This window comes from Micromonospora inyonensis, from assembly GCF_900091415.1.
Taxonomy (GTDB): Bacteria; Actinomycetota; Actinomycetes; order Mycobacteriales; family Micromonosporaceae; genus Micromonospora; species Micromonospora inyonensis.
In genome coordinates, this window is sequence record NZ_FMHU01000002.1 from 2,380,481 (window position 1) to 2,399,433 (window position 18,953).

The 18,953-nt window shown below is 71.3% G+C and carries 16 protein-coding genes and 1 pseudogene; 7 read left to right on the forward strand and 10 right to left on the reverse strand.

All coding sequences use genetic code 11. From position 1 onward, the window contains the following. Positions 1-85: 85 nt before the first annotated feature. On the reverse strand, positions 86-1,444 hold the full coding sequence (gene pafA / locus GA0074694_RS25015; RefSeq protein WP_091462476.1) for a Pup--protein ligase: 1,359 nt from the start codon (positions 1,442-1,444) through the stop codon (positions 86-88). 178 nt (positions 1,445-1,622) lie between these two features. Between pafA and rfbB the strand changes: the two are divergent. Then, positions 1,623-2,598 (forward strand): annotated as a pseudogene (gene rfbB, locus GA0074694_RS25020) (dTDP-glucose 4,6-dehydratase). Positions 2,599-2,746: 148 nt separating this feature from the next. Here the strand turns inward: rfbB and prcA are convergent. The 6 genes from prcA to arc all read right to left on the reverse strand — a co-directional run bounded on the left by prcA (position 2,747) and on the right by arc (position 8,905). After that, positions 2,747-3,595 (reverse strand): proteasome subunit alpha, encoded by an 849-nt coding sequence (gene prcA / locus GA0074694_RS25025; protein WP_091462477.1) that lies wholly within the window; start codon positions 3,593-3,595, stop codon positions 2,747-2,749. Between the two features lie 61 nt (positions 3,596-3,656). Then, positions 3,657-4,496 carry a proteasome subunit beta gene (prcB, locus tag GA0074694_RS25030; RefSeq protein WP_091462478.1) on the reverse strand — a complete coding sequence of 280 codons (840 nt, stop codon included), beginning with the start codon at positions 4,494-4,496 and terminating at the stop codon, positions 3,657-3,659. Continuing rightward, the gene (locus GA0074694_RS25035; protein ID WP_091462479.1) at positions 4,415-4,849 is read right to left on the reverse strand and encodes an endonuclease VII domain-containing protein; all 435 of its coding nucleotides are present in this window, start codon (positions 4,847-4,849) and stop codon (positions 4,415-4,417) included. The genes prcB and GA0074694_RS25035 overlap by 82 nt, the downstream gene beginning before the upstream one ends. A gap of 272 nt (positions 4,850-5,121) precedes the next feature. Beyond that, entirely contained in the window at positions 5,122-5,337 is a 216-nt protein-coding gene (locus GA0074694_RS25040) for a ubiquitin-like protein Pup (protein WP_091462480.1), read from the reverse strand. Positions 5,338-5,430: 93 nt separating this feature from the next. Continuing rightward, positions 5,431-6,948 carry a depupylase/deamidase Dop gene (dop, locus tag GA0074694_RS25045; RefSeq protein ID WP_091462481.1) on the reverse strand — a complete coding sequence of 506 codons (1,518 nt, stop codon included), beginning with the start codon at positions 6,946-6,948 and terminating at the stop codon, positions 5,431-5,433. Between the two features lie 175 nt (positions 6,949-7,123). Further along, positions 7,124-8,905 (reverse strand): proteasome ATPase, encoded by a 1,782-nt coding sequence (gene arc, locus GA0074694_RS25050; protein ID WP_091462482.1) that lies wholly within the window; start codon positions 8,903-8,905, stop codon positions 7,124-7,126. 167 nt (positions 8,906-9,072) lie between these two features. Between arc and GA0074694_RS25055 the strand changes: the two genes are divergently transcribed. Beyond that, positions 9,073-9,360 (forward strand): ferredoxin, encoded by a 288-nt coding sequence (locus tag GA0074694_RS25055; RefSeq protein ID WP_091462483.1) that lies wholly within the window; start codon positions 9,073-9,075, stop codon positions 9,358-9,360. 88 nt (positions 9,361-9,448) lie between these two features. Here the strand turns inward: GA0074694_RS25055 and GA0074694_RS25060 are convergent, their stop codons facing one another. The 3 genes from GA0074694_RS25060 to GA0074694_RS25070 are packed head-to-tail and all read right to left on the reverse strand — an operon-like array spanning position 9,449 to position 12,223. Continuing rightward, positions 9,449-10,021: a hypothetical protein gene (locus GA0074694_RS25060; RefSeq protein WP_091462484.1), complete on the reverse strand. Its 573-nt coding sequence runs from the start codon at positions 10,019-10,021 to the stop codon at positions 9,449-9,451. Between the two features lie 37 nt (positions 10,022-10,058). Beyond that, positions 10,059-11,075, reverse strand: a complete 1,017-nt coding sequence (locus GA0074694_RS25065) for a tRNA (adenine-N1)-methyltransferase (protein ID WP_425413637.1) — start codon at positions 11,073-11,075, stop codon at positions 10,059-10,061. Beyond that, positions 11,072-12,223 carry a M50 family metallopeptidase gene (locus GA0074694_RS25070; RefSeq protein ID WP_091462485.1) on the reverse strand — a complete coding sequence of 384 codons (1,152 nt, stop codon included), beginning with the start codon at positions 12,221-12,223 and terminating at the stop codon, positions 11,072-11,074. The genes GA0074694_RS25065 and GA0074694_RS25070 overlap by 4 nt, the downstream gene beginning before the upstream one ends. Before the next feature lie 137 nt (positions 12,224-12,360). On the opposite strand from GA0074694_RS25070, the gene GA0074694_RS25075 reads away from it, so the two are divergent. From GA0074694_RS25075 to GA0074694_RS25095, 5 genes are all read left to right on the forward strand, one after another. Then, entirely contained in the window at positions 12,361-13,278 is a 918-nt protein-coding gene (locus GA0074694_RS25075) for a RecB family exonuclease (RefSeq protein ID WP_091462486.1), read from the forward strand. 88 nt (positions 13,279-13,366) lie between these two features. Further along, positions 13,367-14,587, forward strand: a complete 1,221-nt coding sequence (locus tag GA0074694_RS25080; protein WP_091462487.1) for a sensor histidine kinase — start codon at positions 13,367-13,369, stop codon at positions 14,585-14,587. Beyond that, on the forward strand, positions 14,584-15,264 hold the full coding sequence (locus GA0074694_RS25085; RefSeq protein WP_091462488.1) for a response regulator: 681 nt from the start codon (positions 14,584-14,586) through the stop codon (positions 15,262-15,264). The genes GA0074694_RS25080 and GA0074694_RS25085 overlap by 4 nt, the downstream gene beginning before the upstream one ends. Positions 15,265-15,556: 292 nt before the next feature. After that, on the forward strand, positions 15,557-16,327 hold the full coding sequence (locus tag GA0074694_RS25090; RefSeq protein WP_091462489.1) for an ABC transporter ATP-binding protein: 771 nt from the start codon (positions 15,557-15,559) through the stop codon (positions 16,325-16,327). Then, positions 16,327-18,876 (forward strand): ABC transporter permease, encoded by a 2,550-nt coding sequence (locus GA0074694_RS25095; RefSeq protein WP_091462490.1) that lies wholly within the window; start codon positions 16,327-16,329, stop codon positions 18,874-18,876. Before GA0074694_RS25090 ends, GA0074694_RS25095 begins: the two co-directional genes overlap by 1 nt. The last annotated feature ends 77 nt before the right edge of the window (positions 18,877-18,953 follow it).

Consider the following 18,953-nt stretch of genomic DNA (forward strand, 5'->3'; position numbering starts at 1 on the left):
AAAGCGTACCGGGGTGTCCGACCTCAGGGCCGGGCACCGGGCCACACCCGCCGGAAGGCGGTACGGCCCGGGACCACCCGTCCGGTCACATGCTCGCGATCAGCCGCTCCACCCGCTCGTCGTACGCGCGGAACGGGTCCTTGCAGAGCACGGTGCGCTGCGCCTGGTCGTTGAGCTTCAGGTGCACCCAGTCGACGGTGAAGTCCCGTCGCTTCTCCTGGGCATGGCGGATGAACTCGCCGCGCAGCCGGGCCCGCGTGGTCTGCGGCGGCGTCTCCTTCGCCTCGAAGATCTCCGGGTCGGTGGTCACCCGGTCGACCTGCCCCCGCCGCTCCAGCAGGGCGTAGAGGCCACGGCCACGGCGCAGGTCGTGGTACGCCAGGTCCATCTGCGCGACCCGCGGGTGCGACAGCGGCAGGTCGTGCTTGCGCTGGTACCGCTCGATCAGCCGGAGCTTCGTCACCCAGTCGATCTCCCGGGAGACGGGCTCCAGGTCACCGGTCTCCACCGCGCGCAGCACCCGGCCCCACAACTCCACCACCCGCTTGGCGGTCTGGTCGCCACCACGCCGCTCGACGAACTCCGTCGCCTTGGCGAGGTACTCCTGCTGGATCTCCAGGGCACTGATCTCCTTACCGGAGGAGAGCCGTACCTTGCGCCGGCCGGTGATGTCGTGCGACACCTCGCGGATGGCCCGGATCGGGTTCTCCAGCGTGAGGTCCCGCATGACCACCCCGGCCTCGATCATCCGCAGCACGATGTCCGCCGACCCGACCTTCAGCAGCGTCGTGACCTCGTTCATGTTCGAGTCACCGACGATCACATGCAGCCGGCGGTACCGCTCGGCGTCGGCGTGCGGCTCGTCCCGGGTGTTGATGATCGGCCGACTCCGGGTGGTCGCCGACGAGACCCCCTCCCAGATGTGCTCGGCCCGCTGGGACAGGCAGTAGACCGCCCCGCGCGGAGTCTGGAGCACCTTCCCCGCCCCGCAGATCAGCTGCCGGGTGACCAGGAACGGGATCAGCACGTCGGCGAGCCGCCCGAACTCCCCGTGCCGGGAGACCAGGTAGTTCTCGTGGCAGCCGTAGGAGTTGCCGGCCGAGTCGGTGTTGTTCTTGAACAGGTAGATCTCGCCCGCGATGCCCTCGTCGTGCAGCCGCTTCTCGGCGTCGACCAGCAGACCCTCCAGGATCCGCTCGCCGGCCCGGTCGTGGGCGACCAGGTCGACCACCGAGTCGCACTCCGGCGTCGCGTACTCCGGGTGCGAACCGACATCGAGGTAGAGACGGGCACCGTTACGCAGGAAGACGTTGCTCGACCGGCCCCACGACACCACCCGGCGGAAGAGGTAACGCGCGACCTCGTCAGGGGAAAGCCGCCGCTGGCCCCGGTAGGTACAGGTGACGCCGTACTCGGTCTCGATACCGAAGATTCGCCGCTCCATGATGAGACATTAGCCCCCCGCGGCCCGGATTGGGCAGCGCTCGACGGCGGCGTTGTCGCACCCGGTCGTCGGGCCGCCACCATCCGCGCCGGTCACCGCCTCCCCGGTCACCCCGTCGGCACCGAGTCAGGACCGTCCGGGCCCGCCGGACGACGGTCGCGCGTAGAGTTGGCCAGCCGTGAGGATCCTCGTCACCGGCGGTGCCGGCTTCATCGGTTCGGCCTACGTACGGCGCCTACTGCGAGGCACCGAACCGGAGGTCACCCCGACCGTCCTGACCGTCCTGGACAGCTTCACCTACGCCGGTACGCGGGGCGCGCTCGCCGCCGTCCGCACCGACCCCCGACTGCGGGTGGTGTACGGCGACGTCCGGGACGCCGACCTCGTCGACGCCACCGTGGCCGGGCACGACCTGGTCGTGCACTTCGCCGCCGAGTCCCACGTGGACCGTTCCATCGTCGGGGCCGCCCCCTTCGTCAGCACGAACGTGCTCGGCACCCAGACCCTGCTCGACGCGGCCCTGCGCCACCGGGTCGACCGGTTCGTGCAGGTCTCCACCGACGAGGTCTACGGGTCCCTCGACACCGGCTCGTGGACCGAGACCGCGCCGCTGGACCCGTCGTCGCCCTACTCCGCCTCCAAGGCGGCGGCGGACCTGCTGGCTGGCGTACCACCGCACCCATGGCCTGGACGTGGTGGTCACCCGCGGCTCGAACACCTACGGCCCGTACCAGCACCCGGAGAAGCTGATCCCGCTCTTCGTCACCAACCTCGTCGACGGACAGCCGGTGCCGCTCTACGGCGACGGCCGGAACGTCCGCGACTGGGTGCACGTCGACGACCACTGCCACGGCATCGTCCTGGCCCACCGGCACGGCCACCCCGGGCGGATCTACCACCTCGCCGGCGGCACCGAACTGACCAACCGGGAACTCACCGGTCGGATCCTCGCCGCCTGCGGGGCCGGCTGGGACCGGGTGCGCCAGGTCGCCGACCGCAAGGGCCACGACCTGCGCTACTCGCTCGACACCAGCCGCAGCCGTCAGGAACTGGGGTACGCCCCCCGGGTCGACCTGACGGCCGGGCTAACCGCCACCATCGACTGGTACCGCTCGAACCGGGCCTGGTGGCGGCCCCTGAAGCACCGCCCCTGAGGGGGACGTCGACACCGCACGCGGACGGATCCAGGGGGCAGCCCGCCACCGTCACCTCCGTCCCGCACGCGGGCCGGACCGGGCGGGCCGGTCGGCTGCCGTCCGGTCAGCCTCTCGGCGACCCGGCCGGCAGCCGACCGTGGGCTACCTACGCCTCCGCCGAGCCGGTCGACTCCCCCGCATCGGCCTCCGGAGCCTGCCCCTCCAGGTCAGCCGAACCGGCCGAGGTGGTCGGCTTCCCCGCCGGGGCCGACGGCGGCTTCGGCGTCTCCGCACGGGCCGACCCGGCCGGCTCCTCGCCACCGTCGAGCAACGCGGTCAGCGCGGCCCCGGTGATCCGGCGGAAGGTCCGCCCGACCCGGCTGCGGTCCAGCACCGCCACCTCGAGCTGGTTCGCGGCGATGGTCCGTGCCGCGCCGCCCTCGCCACCGACGGTGCCGAGCGCCTTCACCGCGGCCTTGACCGCCTCGGCGAGCGACATGTCCGGCCGGTGCTCCGACTTGAGCACGCCGGAGATCGCCTCGGCCTGGCCACCCATCGCCATCCGGCCCGGCTCGTCGTTCACCGATCCGTCGTAGGTGAGTCGGTAGAGCTCGTCTTGCTCCGCGGTGGCCCCGACCTCGGCCACACAGATCTCCACCTCGAACGGCTTCGACTGCTCGGTGAAGATCGCGCCGAGGGTCTGCGCGAACGCGTTCGCCAGCGCCCGGCCGGTCACGTCCCGCCGGTCGTAGCTGAGGCCGTTCAGGTCGGCCATCCGCACCCCGGCGCGCCGCAGGTTCTCGAACTCGTTGTACCGGCCGACCGCGGCGAAGCCGATCCGGTCGTAGATCTCACTGACCTTGTGCAGGGCGCTGGAGATGTTCTCCGCGACGAAGAGCACCCCGCCCGCATAGCTCAGGACCACCGCGCTGCGGCCCCGGGCGATGCCCTTACGGGCCAACTCGGAACGGTCGCGCATGATCTGCTCGGGCGAGGCGTAGAACTGCATGGCCACGACGGCGGTTCTCCTTCAGGCGCTGTGCTGACGGCTTCTGGTTACTGCTGACGTGCCGGGGTCAGCCGCCCGGGTTCTCCATCCGGCCCGCCACGACGCTCTCCGCGAGGGCGGCGGTCTCCTCCGCGGTGAGCCGGTGCGTCCCCTCGGCCGTCGCGGTCATCACCACCGGGTAGATCCGGCGGGTCAGGTCCGGGCCACCGGTGGCGGTGTCGTCGTCGGCCGCGTCGTAGAGCGCCTCCACCGCGAGCCGGGTCGCGTCGGCGATGGAGAGACCGGGACGGAACCGCTTCTTCAGGGCCGAGCGGGCGAAGATCGAACCCGAGCCGATGGCGTCGTACCCGGTCTCCTCGTAGGGCCCGCCGGTGACGTCGAAGCTGAAGATCCGACCGGCCCGGGCGGGGTCCGGCGCGGCCAGGTCGAATCCGGCGAAGAGCGGGATCACCGCGAGACCCTGCATCGCCGCGCCCAGATTGCCACGGATCATCGCCGCGAGCCGGTTGGCCTTGCCGTCGAGCGAGAGCATCGCGCCCTCGATCTTCTCGTAGTGCTCCAGCTCCACCTGGAACAGTCGCATCAGCTCGATGCCGATGCCCGCGGTGCCGGCGATGCCCACCAGCGAGTACGCGTCGGCCGGGTGCACTTTCTCGATGTCCCGTTGGGCGATCAGGTTGCCCATGGTGGCCCGCCGGTCGCCGGCCATCACCACGCCACCGTCGGCCGTGATGGCCACGATGGTCGTCGCGTGCGGCGCCAGGTCGGCGGCCATGCCCGGCGGCAGCGGCCGTCGGCCGGGCAGCAGCTCCGGTGCCACCCGACTCAGGAACTGGGTGAAGGAGGACGTCCCCGCGTTGGTGAACACATCTGGTAGACGCCCGGATGGATCAAAACCCGCTGCCACGTGGTTCCTCTCAGGTACGTGATCGCCCCGGCCAGCCGTGACTGGTCGTCACGGAACTGACCAAGACCACCGTTGCAGTTGAAGCAGAGTATCCCGCGTACCCACCCGTTGCGGTGATCGTGGTCCACATGTTGCGGCTCGGAGGCACCGCAGATCGCACAGACCCCGCCCTGCTCGGCCAGAAGCTCGTCGAACTCCTTCTTTCCGATGCCGTACCGCCGCCGCAGGTGGTACTCGCGCGTCCCGCCGTAGAGCCGCTTCTTCGTCTCCCGGGTCCTAGTGTTGTGACAGGGCTTGCAGTATGTGGCGTACCCCGAACTGTCCGAGCGGTTACGAGGGAATTCGGCCAACATCTTGACGGTCCCGCAGTCGGCGCAGAAGCGGTGCCCTCGGGGACCTCCCGGGGCGACTTCACCTGTCGGCCCTGCTGCTCCCGCACCCGCTTCGCATAGCTAGCTTTGGAGCGCTGGTTGAAACAGGGCTTGCAGTAACTACCGCGACCACTTGGGCGCTTGCTGCTGGCACAGAACTCGTCCAGCAGCTTCCACTCCCCGCAGTCGCGGCAGCGGCGTCGACCGTCGCAATCATCCAAAGGTACCGGCATATCCGATTTACCCCAGAATGATCACTGGCCTCCTTTTTGTATGTAACCCCTCACGAATTCCTCGGCGTTTTCCTCGAGGACGGAGTCGATCTCGTCGATCAGGTCGTCGACGTCCTCAGTGATCTCGGCGTGCCGCTCGGCGACCTCCGGGTTGGCCTCGGTGGTGACGTCCTCGATCTCCTCGCCCTGGCGCGCCTTGCCCGACTGGGACTGACCGCCGCTGTCACGAGTAGCCATGTGGTGCCTCCTCCACGATCGCTTGCCAGAAACTTACCTCGCGGGAGCGACGAAAACCGCTCACGCGACCGGCTTTCGTCCCCGACCGTCGACTCAGCCGCCGGTCAGCGTCTCCAGCAGGTCCTTCGCACTCTCGCAGCGGTCGAAGAGTTCGCCGACGTGTCGCCGCGTACCCCGCTCGGGCTCCATCATCGGCACCCGCACCAGCGACTCCCGGCCGATGTCGAAGATCACCGAGTCCCAGCTCGCCGCGACCACCTCGGAGGGGTACTCGGCCAGGCAGCGTCCCCGGAAGTAGGCCCGGGTGTCCTCCGGCGGCTCGGTCATCGCCGCGCGGGTCTCCTCGTCGGTCAGCAGCGTCTTCATCGCGCCACGGGACACCAGCCGGTGGTAGAGGCCCTTCTCCGGGCGCACGTCGGAGTACTGGAGGTCGACCAGCTGGAGCTTGTACGACCCCCAGCCGAGCTTCTCCCGCTCCCGGTAGCCCTCCAACAGCCGCAGCTTCGCCACCCAGTCCAGTTCGTCCGCGCAGAGCATGACGTCGCGGCCCAGCCGGTCCAGCACGCTCTCCCAGCGGGCCAGCACGTCGAGGGTCTGGTCGTCGGCGTCGGTGCCGTAGCGGTCGTCCACGAACGACCGTACCCGCTCGTAGTACGCCCACTGGAGGTCCAGGGCGGTCAGCCGGCGGCCGTCGCGCAGCCGCATCCGGTGGGTCAGGGCCGGGTCGTGGCTGACCGCGCGCAGCTCGCTGACCGGGTCGGCGATGCCCAGGTCCGGGCCGAGCGCCTTCTCCTCGATCATGGTGAGGATCAGCGCGGTGGTGCCGACCTTCAGGTACGTCGAGATCTCCGACAGGTTGGCGTCGCCGATGATGACGTGCAGCCGGCGGTACTTGTCGGCGTCGGCGTGCGGCTCGTCCCGGGTGTTGATGATGGGCCGCTTCAGGGTGGTCTCCAGCCCTACCTCGACCTCGAAGAAGTCGGCCCGCTGGGAGATCTGGAAACCGCTCTGCCCGCCGTCCTGGCCGACGCCGACCCGGCCCGCGCCGCAGACGATCTGCCGGGTGACGAAGAACGGCGTCAGGTACGCCACGATGTCGGCGAAGGGCGTCTGCCGGCGCATGAGGTAGTTCTCGTGCGCGCCGTAGCTGGCGCCCTTGTTGTCGGTGTTGTTCTTGTAGAGGTGGATCGGGTGGGTGCCGGGGATGGTGGCCGCTCTGCGGGCCGCCTCGGCCATCACCCGCTCCCCCGCCTTGTCCCAGCGCACCACGTCACGCGGGTTGGTCACCTCGGGGGTGGAGTACTCGGGGTGGGCGTGGTCGACGTAGAGGCGGGCGCCGTTGGTCAGGATGACGTTGGCCAGGCCCAGGTCCTCGTCGGCGAGCGCCTCCGCCGGGTCGTAGGCGGCGCCGGAGTAGGTGAAGCCGCGGGCGTCGCGCAGGGGCGACTCCTCCTCGTAGTCCCAACGCGCCCGGCCACCCCGGTTGAGCTCCGGGCGTGCTCCGTAGGCGTTGACCACCTGCGACGAGGTGACCATCGGGTTGGCCCCGGCCTGACCGGGAACGGAGATCCCGTACTCGACCTCGGTGCCCATGATCCGTCGTACGCTCATCGACCTACCCGCTTCGCTCGCCAACGTGCTCCGGTGTCACGTTGAGCGTAGTCCGCGTCACCCGGGAAGTGGGCGTGGCGCTTCGCCGGGTTTGCGGCGTGGTCGATCTTTCCCGAGCGTCGGCCGGGAACAACGGGAGCCCGCGGCGTGTCGCGCCGCGGGCTCCCCTGGTCGGTCAGAGGTACTGGCCGGTGTTGCTGGCGGTCTCGATGGACCGGCCGGACTCGGCGCCCTTGCCTCCGGAGACGAGCGTACGGATGTAGACGATCCGCTCGCCCTTCTTGCCGGAGATCCGGGCCCAGTCGTCCGGGTTGGTGGTGTTGGGGAGGTCCTCGTTCTCCCGGAACTCGTCGACGCAGGCGTCGAGGAGGTGCTGCAGCCGGAGCCCCTTGCGCCCGGAGGTGAGGAACTCCTTGATGGCCATCTTCTTGCCCCGGTCGACGATGTTCTGGATCATCGCGCCGGAGTTGAAGTCCTTGAAGTAGAGGACTTCCTTGTCGCCGTTGGCGTAGGTGACCTCGAGGAAGCGGTTCTCCTCGGTCTCCGAGTACATCCGCAGCACGACCGCGTCGATCATGGCCGCGACGGTCGCCTGGGGGTCACCGCCGTGCTCGGCCAGGTCGTCCGGGTGCAACGGCAGCCCGGAGAGGATGTACTTGGAGAAGATGTCCTTGGCCGCCTCGGCGTCCGGACGCTCGATCTTGATCTTCACGTCGAGCCGGCCGGGCCGCAGGATGGCCGGGTCGATCATGTCCTCCCGGTTGGAGGCGCCGATCACGATGACGTTCTCCAGCCCCTCGACGCCGTCGATCTCGCTGAGCAGCTGGGGAACGATGGTGTTCTCCACGTCGGAGGAGACCCCGGAGCCCCGGGTCCGGAAGATCGAGTCCATCTCGTCGAAGAACACGATCACCGGGGTGCCCTCGCCGGCCTTCTCCCGCGCCCGCTGGAAGATCAGCCGGATGTGCCGCTCGGTCTCGCCGACGTACTTGTTGAGCAGTTCGGGGCCCTTGATGTTGAGGAAGAAGCTGGTGTGCCGCTCCTTGCCCTCCCGCTCGGCGATCTTCTTCGCCAGCGAGTTGGCCACCGCCTTGGCGATCAGCGTCTTTCCGCAGCCCGGCGGGCCGTAGAGCAGAATGCCCTTCGGCGGACGGAGCTGGTGCTCACGGAACAGGTCGGCGTGCAGGAAGGGCAGTTCCACCGCGTCGCGGATCTGCTCGATCTGCGACTGGAGACCCCCGATGTCGGTGTAGCCGACGTCGGGCACCTCCTCGAGGACCAGTTCCTCGACCTCGCTCTTCGGGATCCGCTCGTACGCGTACGCCGAACGGGGCTCGATCATGAGTGAGTCACCGGCCCGGATCGACGAACCGATCAGGGTGTCCGCGAGGTGCACGATCCGCTCTTCGTCGGAGTGCGAGACCACCAGCGCCCGGTCCCCCGGCTCGCCGGCGGGGCCCGCCAGCACCTCCTTGAGCATCACGACCTCGCCGACCCGCTCGTAGCCGAACGCGTCGACGATGTTCAACGCGTCGTTGAGCAGGACCTCCTGGCCGCGGCGGAGTTCGTCCGCGTCCAGTGAGGGTGAGACGGCCACCCGGAGCTTGCGACCGCCAGTGAAGATGTCCACCGTGCCGTCGTCGTGCCGGGCCAGGAAGACACCGTAACCGCTGGGCGGCTGCGCCAGCCGGTCGATCTCCTCCTTGAGCGTCACGATCTGCGCGCGAGCCTCCTTGAGGGTGCTCACGAGCCGTTCGTTGTTCTCGGTCAGCCGCGCCAACTGTGCCTGGGTGGCCGCCAGGCGCTCTTCGAGCTGCCGGACGTGTCGGGGGCTCTCGGTCAACTTGCGCCGCACCAGAGCGAGTTCCTCCTGGAGAAACGCGACCTGCGTGGAGAGATCGTGGGCCTCCTTCTCCCACCGTGCGGCGCGCGAATCCGCGTCGTCGCTGCGTGCCACGTCCCACCTCCCCGGGGGGCTTGAACGTTCTGCCCTAACACTAGCCGCTATGAGCCCGATTCGGTCCCACGCAACGCCCTGAACCTTGATCGCCGGGGACGCGGACGAGGTCGGTGGCGGACGGTCGGGTACCGTCGGGGACGGGAGACGAGCATGGGGGTGCAGCGATGGCGGAGGTCGCGACCGATCAGTTGCAGGTCTGGGTGGACCAGGACCTGTGCACGGGCGACGGGCTCTGCGTGCAGTACGCACCGGACGTCTTCGAGTTCGACGTCGACGGCCTGGCGTACGTCAAGGGCACCGACGGCGAGCTGCGGACGACCCCGGGCGCCCGCGTGGACGTCCCCGCCCACCTGCGCCTCGAGGTGATCGACTCGGCGAACGAGTGCCCTGGCGAGTGCATCCACGTCGTCCGGGACGACGGTGTCGAGGTGGCCGGCCCGGACGCCGACTGACCGGGTCCGGTCGTCGACCGACCGGACCGGCCGTCGAGCCGGTCTCCAGCGGGCCGCGAGCCGGTCTCCACCGCCCCGCGAGTCGGGGTCAGAGGACCGGACGACCGACCACCGAGGCGACGAGCCGGGCGAACTCCTCCAGGCGGGCGATCTGCCCCGCCCCGCCGTCGTCGAGCGTCTTGCCGAACCGCAGCGCGTCGTGCCGGGGTGCCCCCACCACCTCGTCGCCCGGCGGCGCCTCGTCCATCGAGGTCAGCAGCAGGTAGACGTCGATGCTGTCGACCCGGATCTCGCCGTTGTCGGAGCGGGTGAGGCGACGACGGCAGCCGACCTCGGTGACCGTGGAGACCGGCACCACCCGCAGGGACGAGGTCATCGAACCGGGCGGTCCCTCCCCCGGTGGTACGTCTTCGCCGTGCCACAGGATCAGCCGGCTGCCGTCGCAGACGACGACCTCCTGCCACACCCCGTTGACCTCGTTGACGAAGCGTTCCAGGGTGAAGCCCAGCACCGACGCGCCCCGCAGCACCCCGCCGAGCGCGTCCAGCGCCACGTCGGGGTCACGCAGGTAGGCACGTGCCGCCGATTCGAGATCCTGGTACGGCGACCAGTCCGGGAAGACCGCGGGCAGGTCACCCCCGCCGATGCCCGGCCGGCTCATCCCACTGCCTCCCACCGCTCGGGGTTCCCGTCCGTCGTCACGGGGCGTCCGTCTCCTCGCCGGGACCACCGTCCGGGTCGGCCGTCCGGGTCGACGCCAGTCGCGCCGCCTCGGCGTCGCGCAGCAGCTGCCGGCGCTGGACGTACGCCTCGGTGCCCTTGCTGGGCTTGCGCCGCCGGGGCGGCGCGGTGACGCCGGGGGCGAGCTTGCGGGCGGAGACCAGGAACGCGGTGTGCGCGATCATCCGGTGGTCGGGCCGGACGGCGAGCCCCTCGGCGTGCCAGTCGCGCACCAGCGACTCCCAGGCCCGTGGCTCGGTCCAGCCGCCGCGCTCGCGCAGCGCCTCGACCAGTTCGGAGAGCTGCGGGGTGGTGGCCACGTACCCGATCAGGACCCCGCCGGGGACGAGGGCCCGCTCGACCATGTCGAGCATCTCCCACGGGGCGAGCATGTCCAGGACGATCCGGTCGAAGCCGGTCTCCGGGCAGTCGGCGACGTCGCCGACGTGCAGCCGCCACGCCGGGTGCGGGCCGGTGAAGAACGCCTCGACGTTGCGGCGGGCGATCTGGGCGAAGTCGTCGCGCATCTCGTAGGAGTGCAGCTCTCCCCCGGTGCCCACGGCCCGCAGCAGCGAGCAGCTCAGCGCTCCGGAACCCGCGCCGGCCTCGAGGACCTTCGCGCCGGGGAAGATGTCGCCCATCGCGACGATCTGCGCCGAGTCCTTCGGGTAGATGACCTGCGCGCCGCGCGGCATGGAGAGCACGTAGTCCGACAGCAGCGGGCGCAGGGCGAGGAAGGCGGTGCCGCCACCGGAGGTGGTCACCACGCTGCCGTCGGGCAGCCCGATCAGCGCGTCGTGTTCGAGGATGCCCCGGTGGGTGTGGAAGGCCTTGCCGGGTTCCAGGGTGACCGTGTGCATCCGCCCCTTCGGGTCGGTGAGCTGGACCCGGTCGCCGGGGCGGAAGGGCCCCCGGTGCACGGGGGGCAGCGCCGGCGGTTCGACGGGCACCGGGGTGCCGTTCTCGGCCGGGAGGGCGGTGGGGTGTGCGGTCACGTGTTCATCTTCCGTTTGGGTTCCAGGAGCTGCGCCAGATCCGCGATGTGCAGAACGCCGACGACATCTTCGCCTGACGTCACGACGTACTGTGCGCCCGGGTGGGTCTGCACGGCCTCCACCACGCGTTCTCCGTCGAGGCCGACCGGCAGGGCGGGCACCGTGGCCAGTGACCGGGCCACCTCGTCCACCGCCAGCCAGGGTCGCCGCTCGGGTGGCACCGCCGCGACACGGGCCGGGTCGACCAGGGCGACCGGGCGGCCGGCGGGGTCGGTGACGGCGAGCGCGGCGTCCGGCGGCCCGTTCTCGGTCCGGCGGCGCTGCGCCTCGGCCAGCGGGGTGCCGCTGGGCACCCCGACCAGCGGGCGGGCCAACCGGGACAGGTCGACCAGCGGGAACCGACGGCTCATCCGGGCGATCCGGATCGACTGGCCGGCACCCCGCCAGAGGGTCGCGGCGACCAGCAGCACCAGCGGCAGCGCCAGCGGTGCCAGCACGTCCCGCACGGTCAGCAGGGTGACCAGCGCCGCGGTGCCCAGGGCGACCGCCCGCCCGACCCAGCCGGCGATCTCGGTGGCGAGGTGCCGGTCGCGGGTGGCCGACCAGATCGCCGCCCGCAGCGCCCGACCGCCGTCCAGGGGCAGGCCGGGCAGGACGTTGAAGATCGCGACGACGACGTTGCTCACCGCGAGCTGGAAGGCGAGCTGGTGGAGCAGGGTACGCTCCGGCAGGGCGAGGGTGGCGGCCACGGCGGCGACGCCCAGCACCGCCGAGACCGCCGGGCCGGCGAGGGAGATCAGCAGGTCGACCCGGGGCGTCGGGGCGTCCCGTTCCATCTCGGTGTACCCGCCGAGCAGTTCCAGGGTGATCCCCCGCACGCCGATGCCGTACCGCCGGGCGGTCAGGGCGTGTCCGAGTTCGTGCAGCAGCACCGAGCCCAGCAGGGAGACCACGAATCCGACGCCGATGAGGTAGCCGGCGAGCGGGGAGAGGCCGAGCTGGCGGCGGGCGAACACCGCGTACAGGACGGTGACCAGCAGGGCCAGCAGGACCATCGACGTGTTGAGGTGCAGCGGCACCCCGAACACCCGGCCCACGGCCAGGCCGGGACGCCGGTCGGGCCGCCGCGGGCGGGGCTTCTCCTCCATCGGGTCGATGCTACGGACCCGGGCTGTACGTCTGCCCGGGTCGGTCCGGCGCGGCGTCGACGCCGGCGCTTCGCCACCTCCCCCCCTCGGAGCGGCGGGGGTGCCGGTGTCACACCGGTGCCCTAACCTTCCTGGGCATGACGGCGGAACCGGTGACAACGCAGCAGCAGACGGCTCCGGCGCAGGTGCCGCCGACGGTCCGGGCGTCGTTGTCGCCGTCCCGGGCGGCCGACTTCAAGACCTGCCCGCTGCTCTACCGCTTCCGCAGCATCGACCGGCTGCCGGAACGCCCGTCGGTGGAGCAGGTCCGGGGCACGCTGGTGCACGCGGTGCTGGAGCGGCTGTTCGACCTGCCGGCCGCCGGCCGGACCCCGACCGCCGCCGGTGACCTGGTGGCCCCGCAGTGGGACCGGTTGGTCACCGAGCAGCCGGAGCTGGCCGGTCTCTTCCCCGGCGACGATCCGGCGGCCGTGGCCGAGTTCCTCCGCTCCGCCACCGCCCTGCTGGACGGCTACTTCACCGTCGAGGATCCGCGCCGGCTGGAGCCGGCCGAGCGGGAGAGCCTGATCTCCGCGGTGGTGGACGACGAGTTGCTGATCCGGGGCTACCTCGACCGGCTCGACGTGGCACCGGACGGCGCGCTGCGGGTGGTCGACTACAAGACCGGTGGCGCGCCGCGCGAGGCGTTCGAGGCCCGGGCGCTGTTCCAGCTCAAGTTCTACGCCCTGGTGCTCTGGCGGACCCGGGGGGTGGTGCCTCGGGTGCTGCGCCTGCTCTACCTGCGCGACGCCGAGGTCTGCGACTACACCCCGGACGCCGAGGAGCTGGAGCGGTTCGAACGCACGGTGGTGGCCCTGTGGCGGGCGATCGAGCAGGCGACCGAGCGGCGGGACTTCCGACCGAGGCCCAGCCGGCTCTGCGACTGGTGCAGTCACCAGGCGCACTGCCCCACCTTCGGTGGGACCCCGCCGCCCTTCCCGGAGTCGGCCGCGAGTGCCGACCCACTGCGGGACGCCCGCTCCCGGCCGGCCCCGCCGCCCGGGGCGGACGAGTGAGAGGACGAGCCGTCCTCCTCCACGAGGATGAGGCAGGGTTCACCGTCGGCGACGACCCCCGCGTCCCGGCGGCGGCTAGCGTCGTGGTGTGACCGAACTCCCCCACTGGCTGCGTCAGCGCCCGCTCACCGCGGATGTGCTGTTCGCCGTCGGCCTGGCGCTGTTGGAGGTCGTGTTCACGCTGCTCACGCCCCGGGAGTTCTGGCCCCGGCAACTGCCGGTGGCGCTCGGCTGGAGCGTGCTCTGCGCCGCGCCGGTGGCGGTCCGCCGGATGGCACCCTGGCTCGCGGTCGGTGCCGCGGTGCTGACCCTGCTCCTGCCGGCCCTCCTCGGGTACGCCCCGGCCGCGCAGAGCATCACGTTCGTGGTGCTGACGTACACGATGGCGGCGAACCGTAGGATCCGGCCCGCGGTCCTGGCCGCGCTGGCGCTCTGGCTGCCGGTCGCGGCGGTCAACGTGCTCTGGCCGCCGACGGGCGTGTTCGAGGTGAACCCCGCCTACCTGGTGCTGAACAACCTGCTGGTGGGCCTGGTGTCGTTCTCGGTGGGCCGGGCGGTACACGCCCGCCGGGCCTCCACCGAGGCGCTCCGGGAGCGGGCCCGGGTGGCGGAGGCGAACCAGCGGTCCCTGGCCGAGCAGGCGGTCGCCGACGAGCGGCGACGCATCGCCCGGGAGCTGCACGACGTGGTGGCCCACCACGTCAGCGTGATGGGGGTGCTCGCCACGGGCGCCCGTCGGGTGCTGGGCCGCGACCCGGAGGCCGCCGACGAGGCCATCGCCACCATCGAGGACACCAGCCGGGCCACGCTGCGGGAGATGCGCCGGCTGCTGGACGTGCTGCGCACCGACGAGCCGGCCGCCGAACTGGCCCCGCAGCCCGGCCTGGCCGGCATCGAGTCGCTGGTCGAGCAGGTCCGCGAGGCGGGACTGCCGGTGACGCTGACCGTGGAGGGCACCCCCGGCCCGCTGGAGGAGGGGGTGACCCTGACCGTCTACCGGATCGTGCAGGAGGCGCTGACCAACGCGCTCAAGCACGCCGGCCCGGCCACCGCGCAGGTCGCCCTGACCTTCGGCGACGTGTCGCTCGACGTGGAGATCACCGACACCGGCCGGGGCCCCGGGCGTGACGCACCCGACCGGATCGGACACGGGCTGGTCGGTATGCGCGAACGGGTCGGCCTCTACGGTGGGGTTCTGCGCACCGGCCGGCGTCCCGGCGGCGGTTACCGGGTCAGCGCGACGTTACCGATGGACCAGCTCGCCCCCGGCAGGGGCGTGGGCACCCGGCGCGGCAGGAGTGTGGCATGACCGAGGGTACGACGCGGCCGGTGCGGGTGCTGCTCGCCGACGACCAGCCGCTGCTGCGTACCGGCTTCCGGATGGTGCTGGGGGCGGAGGACGACCTGGACATCATCGCCGAGGCCGGTGACGGTGTCGAGGCGGTGGACCTGTCCCGCCGGCTCCTGCCGGACGTGGTGCTGATGGACATCCGGATGCCCCGGATGGACGGGGTGGCGGCGACCCGCGCGATCGTCGACGCACGGCTGCCGGTGCGAGTGCTGATCCTGACCACCTTCGACCTCGACGAGTACGTGGTGGGGGCGTTGCGCGCCGGGGCCAGCGGTTTCCTCGCCAAGGACGTGCCGGCCGAGGATCTGGTCACCGGGATCCGGACGGTCGCGGCGGGCGAGGCGGTGGTGGCACCCCGGATCCTCAAGCGCCTGCTGGACCGCTTCGCCGACCTGCTGCCCGACCCGTCGTCCACGCCACCGAAGGCGCTGGGCTCGCTGACCGACCGGGAACGGGAGGTGCTGGTGCAGGTCGCCCGGGGCCTGTCCAACGCCGAGATCGCGCGGGCGTTGTCGGTCAGCGAGACGACGATCAAGACACACGTCGGGCACGTCCTGACCAAGCTCGGCCTGCGGGACCGGGTGCAGGCGGTGGTGCTGGCGTACGAGTCGGGGTTGGTCCGTCCCCGGGGCTGACCCTCACCGACCCGCTCTCCCGGTTTGCCCGGGTCACGTAGCGTGACGCACGGGAACGGCCCGTTGCGTGGTCTGTCCCGGACGTGACGTCGGCGCCCGCCGCCGGCCACGGCCCGGGCGGCGTGACTCAGGGCTGACCCCGAGGACGGATGGGGGCCCACCCGCAGCCGAAAATCCGTTCCTGTTCCGCCTCCGGGCGGACGGATCGGCTCGGCCGGGCACCGAGGATGACACCATGCCGCACCGACCAGCGGGGGCGGTGCGGCGGCAAGAAGCTAACTGAGGGGGAACGGTGACCGTTACGGTGGACCGCCACGCGCAGGTCGCGGCCCGCGCCGATGAGGTGTGGAAGGTGTACGGCAGCGGCGAGGCCCAGGTCCTCGCGTTGCGCGGGGTCAACGTGGAGTTCGAACGTGGCCGCTTCACCGCGATCATGGGCCCGTCCGGTTCGGGCAAGTCGACGTTGATGCACTGCCTGGCCGGGCTGGACACGGTGACCCGGGGCACCGTGTCGATCGGGGACACCACGGTGACCGGGCTGAAGGACGCCGGGCTGACGAAACTCCGCCGCGACCAGGTCGGTTTCATCTTCCAGCAGTTCAACCTGTTGCCGACGCTGACCGCCAAGGAGAACATCCTGCTGCCGCTGTCGATCGCCGGGCGCAAACCCGATCCGGCCTGGTACGACACGGTGATCGACACGGTCGGCCTGCGGGACCGGCTGGACCACCGGCCGAGCCAGCTCTCCGGCGGCCAGCAGCAGCGGGTCGCCTGCGCCCGCGCCCTGGTCTCCCGCCCGGAAGTGATCTTCGCCGACGAGCCGACCGGCAACCTGGACTCCCGCTCCGGCGCGGAGGTGCTCCGCTTCCTGCGCGAATCGGTCCGGGAGCACGGGCAGACCATCGTGATGGTCACCCACGACCCGACGGCCGCCGCGTACGCCGACCGGGTGGTGTTCCTCGCCGACGGGCAGATCGTCTCCGAACTGATCGAGCCGACCGCCGACACCGTGCTCGACACCATGAAGAAGCTGGACACGCCGGTGACCGAGGTGACCAACTGATGTTCCGGGCGACGCTGAAGAGCCTGCTGGCCCGAAAGGTCCGCCTGCTGCTGTCCGGCCTGGCGGTGGTGCTGGGCGTCATGTTCGTCTCCGGCGCGTTCGTGCTCACCGACACCCTCGGCCGCTCGTTCGACGCGATCTTCGCCGACGCGTTCGAGGGAATCGACGTCAACGTCACCACCAAGCCGAAGATCGCGGCTGACGAGGCCGAGGGCGAGCAGGTCGCGCCCCCGTTCCCGGCCACCGTCCTGGAGAAGGTCGACGCGCTGCCCGGGGTGGCCGAGGCCACCGGTGTGGTCGCCGGGCAGGGTGCCCGCCTGATCGGCAGCAACGGCAAGGTGGTTCCCACCGTCGGCCCGCCGCAGCTGGGCGGCAACTGGCTCGGCGAGAGCGATCTGGTGCGGCTGCGCGAGGGACGCGAACCCCGCGCCGACGACGAGATCGTCATCAACGCGGCCCTCGCCGAGGCGGCGAAGGTGTCCGTCGGTGACCGGGTCGGGGTGCTCACCCTCGAGCCGAAGCGCGAGTTCACCCTGGTCGGGATCTTCGGCTACAGCGGCGACCGGGACAGCATCGGTGGCGCGCACGAGGTCATGTTCACCACGCCGGTGGCGCAGCGACTGATGCTCGGCCAGCCCGGCACGTACAGCAGCATCGCCGTCCGCGCCGCCGACGGCGTACGCCCCGAGACGCTACGCGACGACGTGGCGGGCGTCCTCGGCGCCGAGTACGACGTGAAGACCGGCGAGCAGGCCTCCGAGGCCGCCTCGGCCGGGCTCAAGGAGGGGCTCTCCTTCTTCAACCAGATCCTGCTCGGCTTCGCCGGGGTGGCCCTGCTGGTCGGCACCTTCCTCATCCTCAACACGTTCTCGATCATCGTGGCGCAGCGCACCCGGGAGCTGGCCCTGATGCGGGCGATCGGGGCGAGCGGCCGGCAGATCATCGGTTCGGTGGTCCTGGAGGCGATCGCGGTGGGGCTGCTCGCCTCGCTGCTCGGCCTCGCCGCCGGCATCGGTATCGGCGCGCTGCTGGCGTACGTCTTCGGGCAGTTCGCCGGCGGTCTCGCCCTGGCCGGACTGGCCGTACCCCCGGCGGCGGTGGTCAGCTCCTTCGCGGTGGGCATGCTGATCACGCTGGTGGCGGCGCTGCTGCCGGCGCTGCGGGCGTCCCGGATCCCGCCGATCGCGGCCATGCAGGACGTGGCCACCCCGGACCGGCCGCTGACCCGGGTCACCATCTCCGGCGCGGTGGTCACCACCGTCGGCGCCGTCCTGCTCGCCCTGGGGCTGACCGACAACGCCGGTGGGAACACCCTGGCCGCCATCCTCGGTGGGGTGCTGTTCACCTTCGTCGGGGTGGCGCTGCTCACGCCGTTGATCAGCCGGCCGGTGGTCTCCCTGCTGGGCGCGATCTTCGCCTGGTCCGTGCCGGGCAAGCTGGGCCGGCTCAACTCCGGGCGAAACCCGCGCCGCACCGCCATCACCGCCGCCGCGCTGATGGTCGGTATCGCCCTGGTCACCGGGGTGACCGTGGTGCTCGACTCGGCGAAGTCCACGATCGCCGACCAGACGACGAACACCGTCGACGCCGAGCTGACCATCTCCGGGGCGCAGACCGGCCCCCGCCAGCCGACGTTCGATCCGGCAGTGATCGACCGGGCCGCCGCGCTGCCCGGGGTCGGCACCGTCGTCGGGCTGTTCAACGACTTCGCCGAGGTCGACGGCGAGCGCCGCTACGTCAACGCCGCCACCGACCTGGCGGCGGCCGGACGGATCTACCACGCGAAGGCCACCTCCGGCACCCTCGCCACCCTCCGGCCCGACCAGATCGCGTTGAGCGAGCCGGTGGCGCGCAACCGCGGCAAGGCGGTCGGCGACACCCTCACCATCCAGTTCGCGCGGGGTGCCCGACACACCTACACGGTGGCCGCCATCGTGCCCGAGGACCGGCTGCCCGGTTCGTACGTGCTGCCCCGGGAGAGCGCGGCGGACTTCACCGTCCCGCAGCCGTACCTGGCGCTGGTGCAGCTCACCGACGGCACCAGCATCGGGCCGGTGCAGTCCCGGCTGGAGGAGCTGGTCGCCGACAGCCCGGAGGTGTCGGTCGCCGACCGGGCGGCCTTCGTCGAGCAGCAGACCGGAGCGTTCGACCAGCTCCTCACGATGATCCAGATCCTGCTGGCGCTGGCGATCGTGATCGCCGTGCTCGGGATCGTCAACACGCTGGCCCTGTCGGTGCTGGAACGCACCCGCGAACTCGGCCTCCTGCGGGCGATCGGGCTGCGTCGGTCCCAGACCATGCGGATGATCACCGTCGAGGCGGTGGTGATCTCGGTCTTCGGCGCGCTGCTCGGCGTGGTGGTCGGCTCCGGTCTCGGCGCCGCCGTGGTCCGGGCCCTGGAGGACGAGGGTTTCACCAAGCTGGTTCTGCCCTGGTCGCAGATGGGCGTGTTCCTGGGGCTCGCCGCGCTGATCGGGGTGATCGCCGCGGTCGTCCCGGCGACCCGCGCCGCCCGGATCAACGTCCTCGGCGCGATCGCGCACGACTGACGTGGTGGGTTGCTAGGTAGGAGGGGTCCCCTTCTACCGCTTTCTGAGGAGCAGGGGACCCCTCCTACCACCCGACG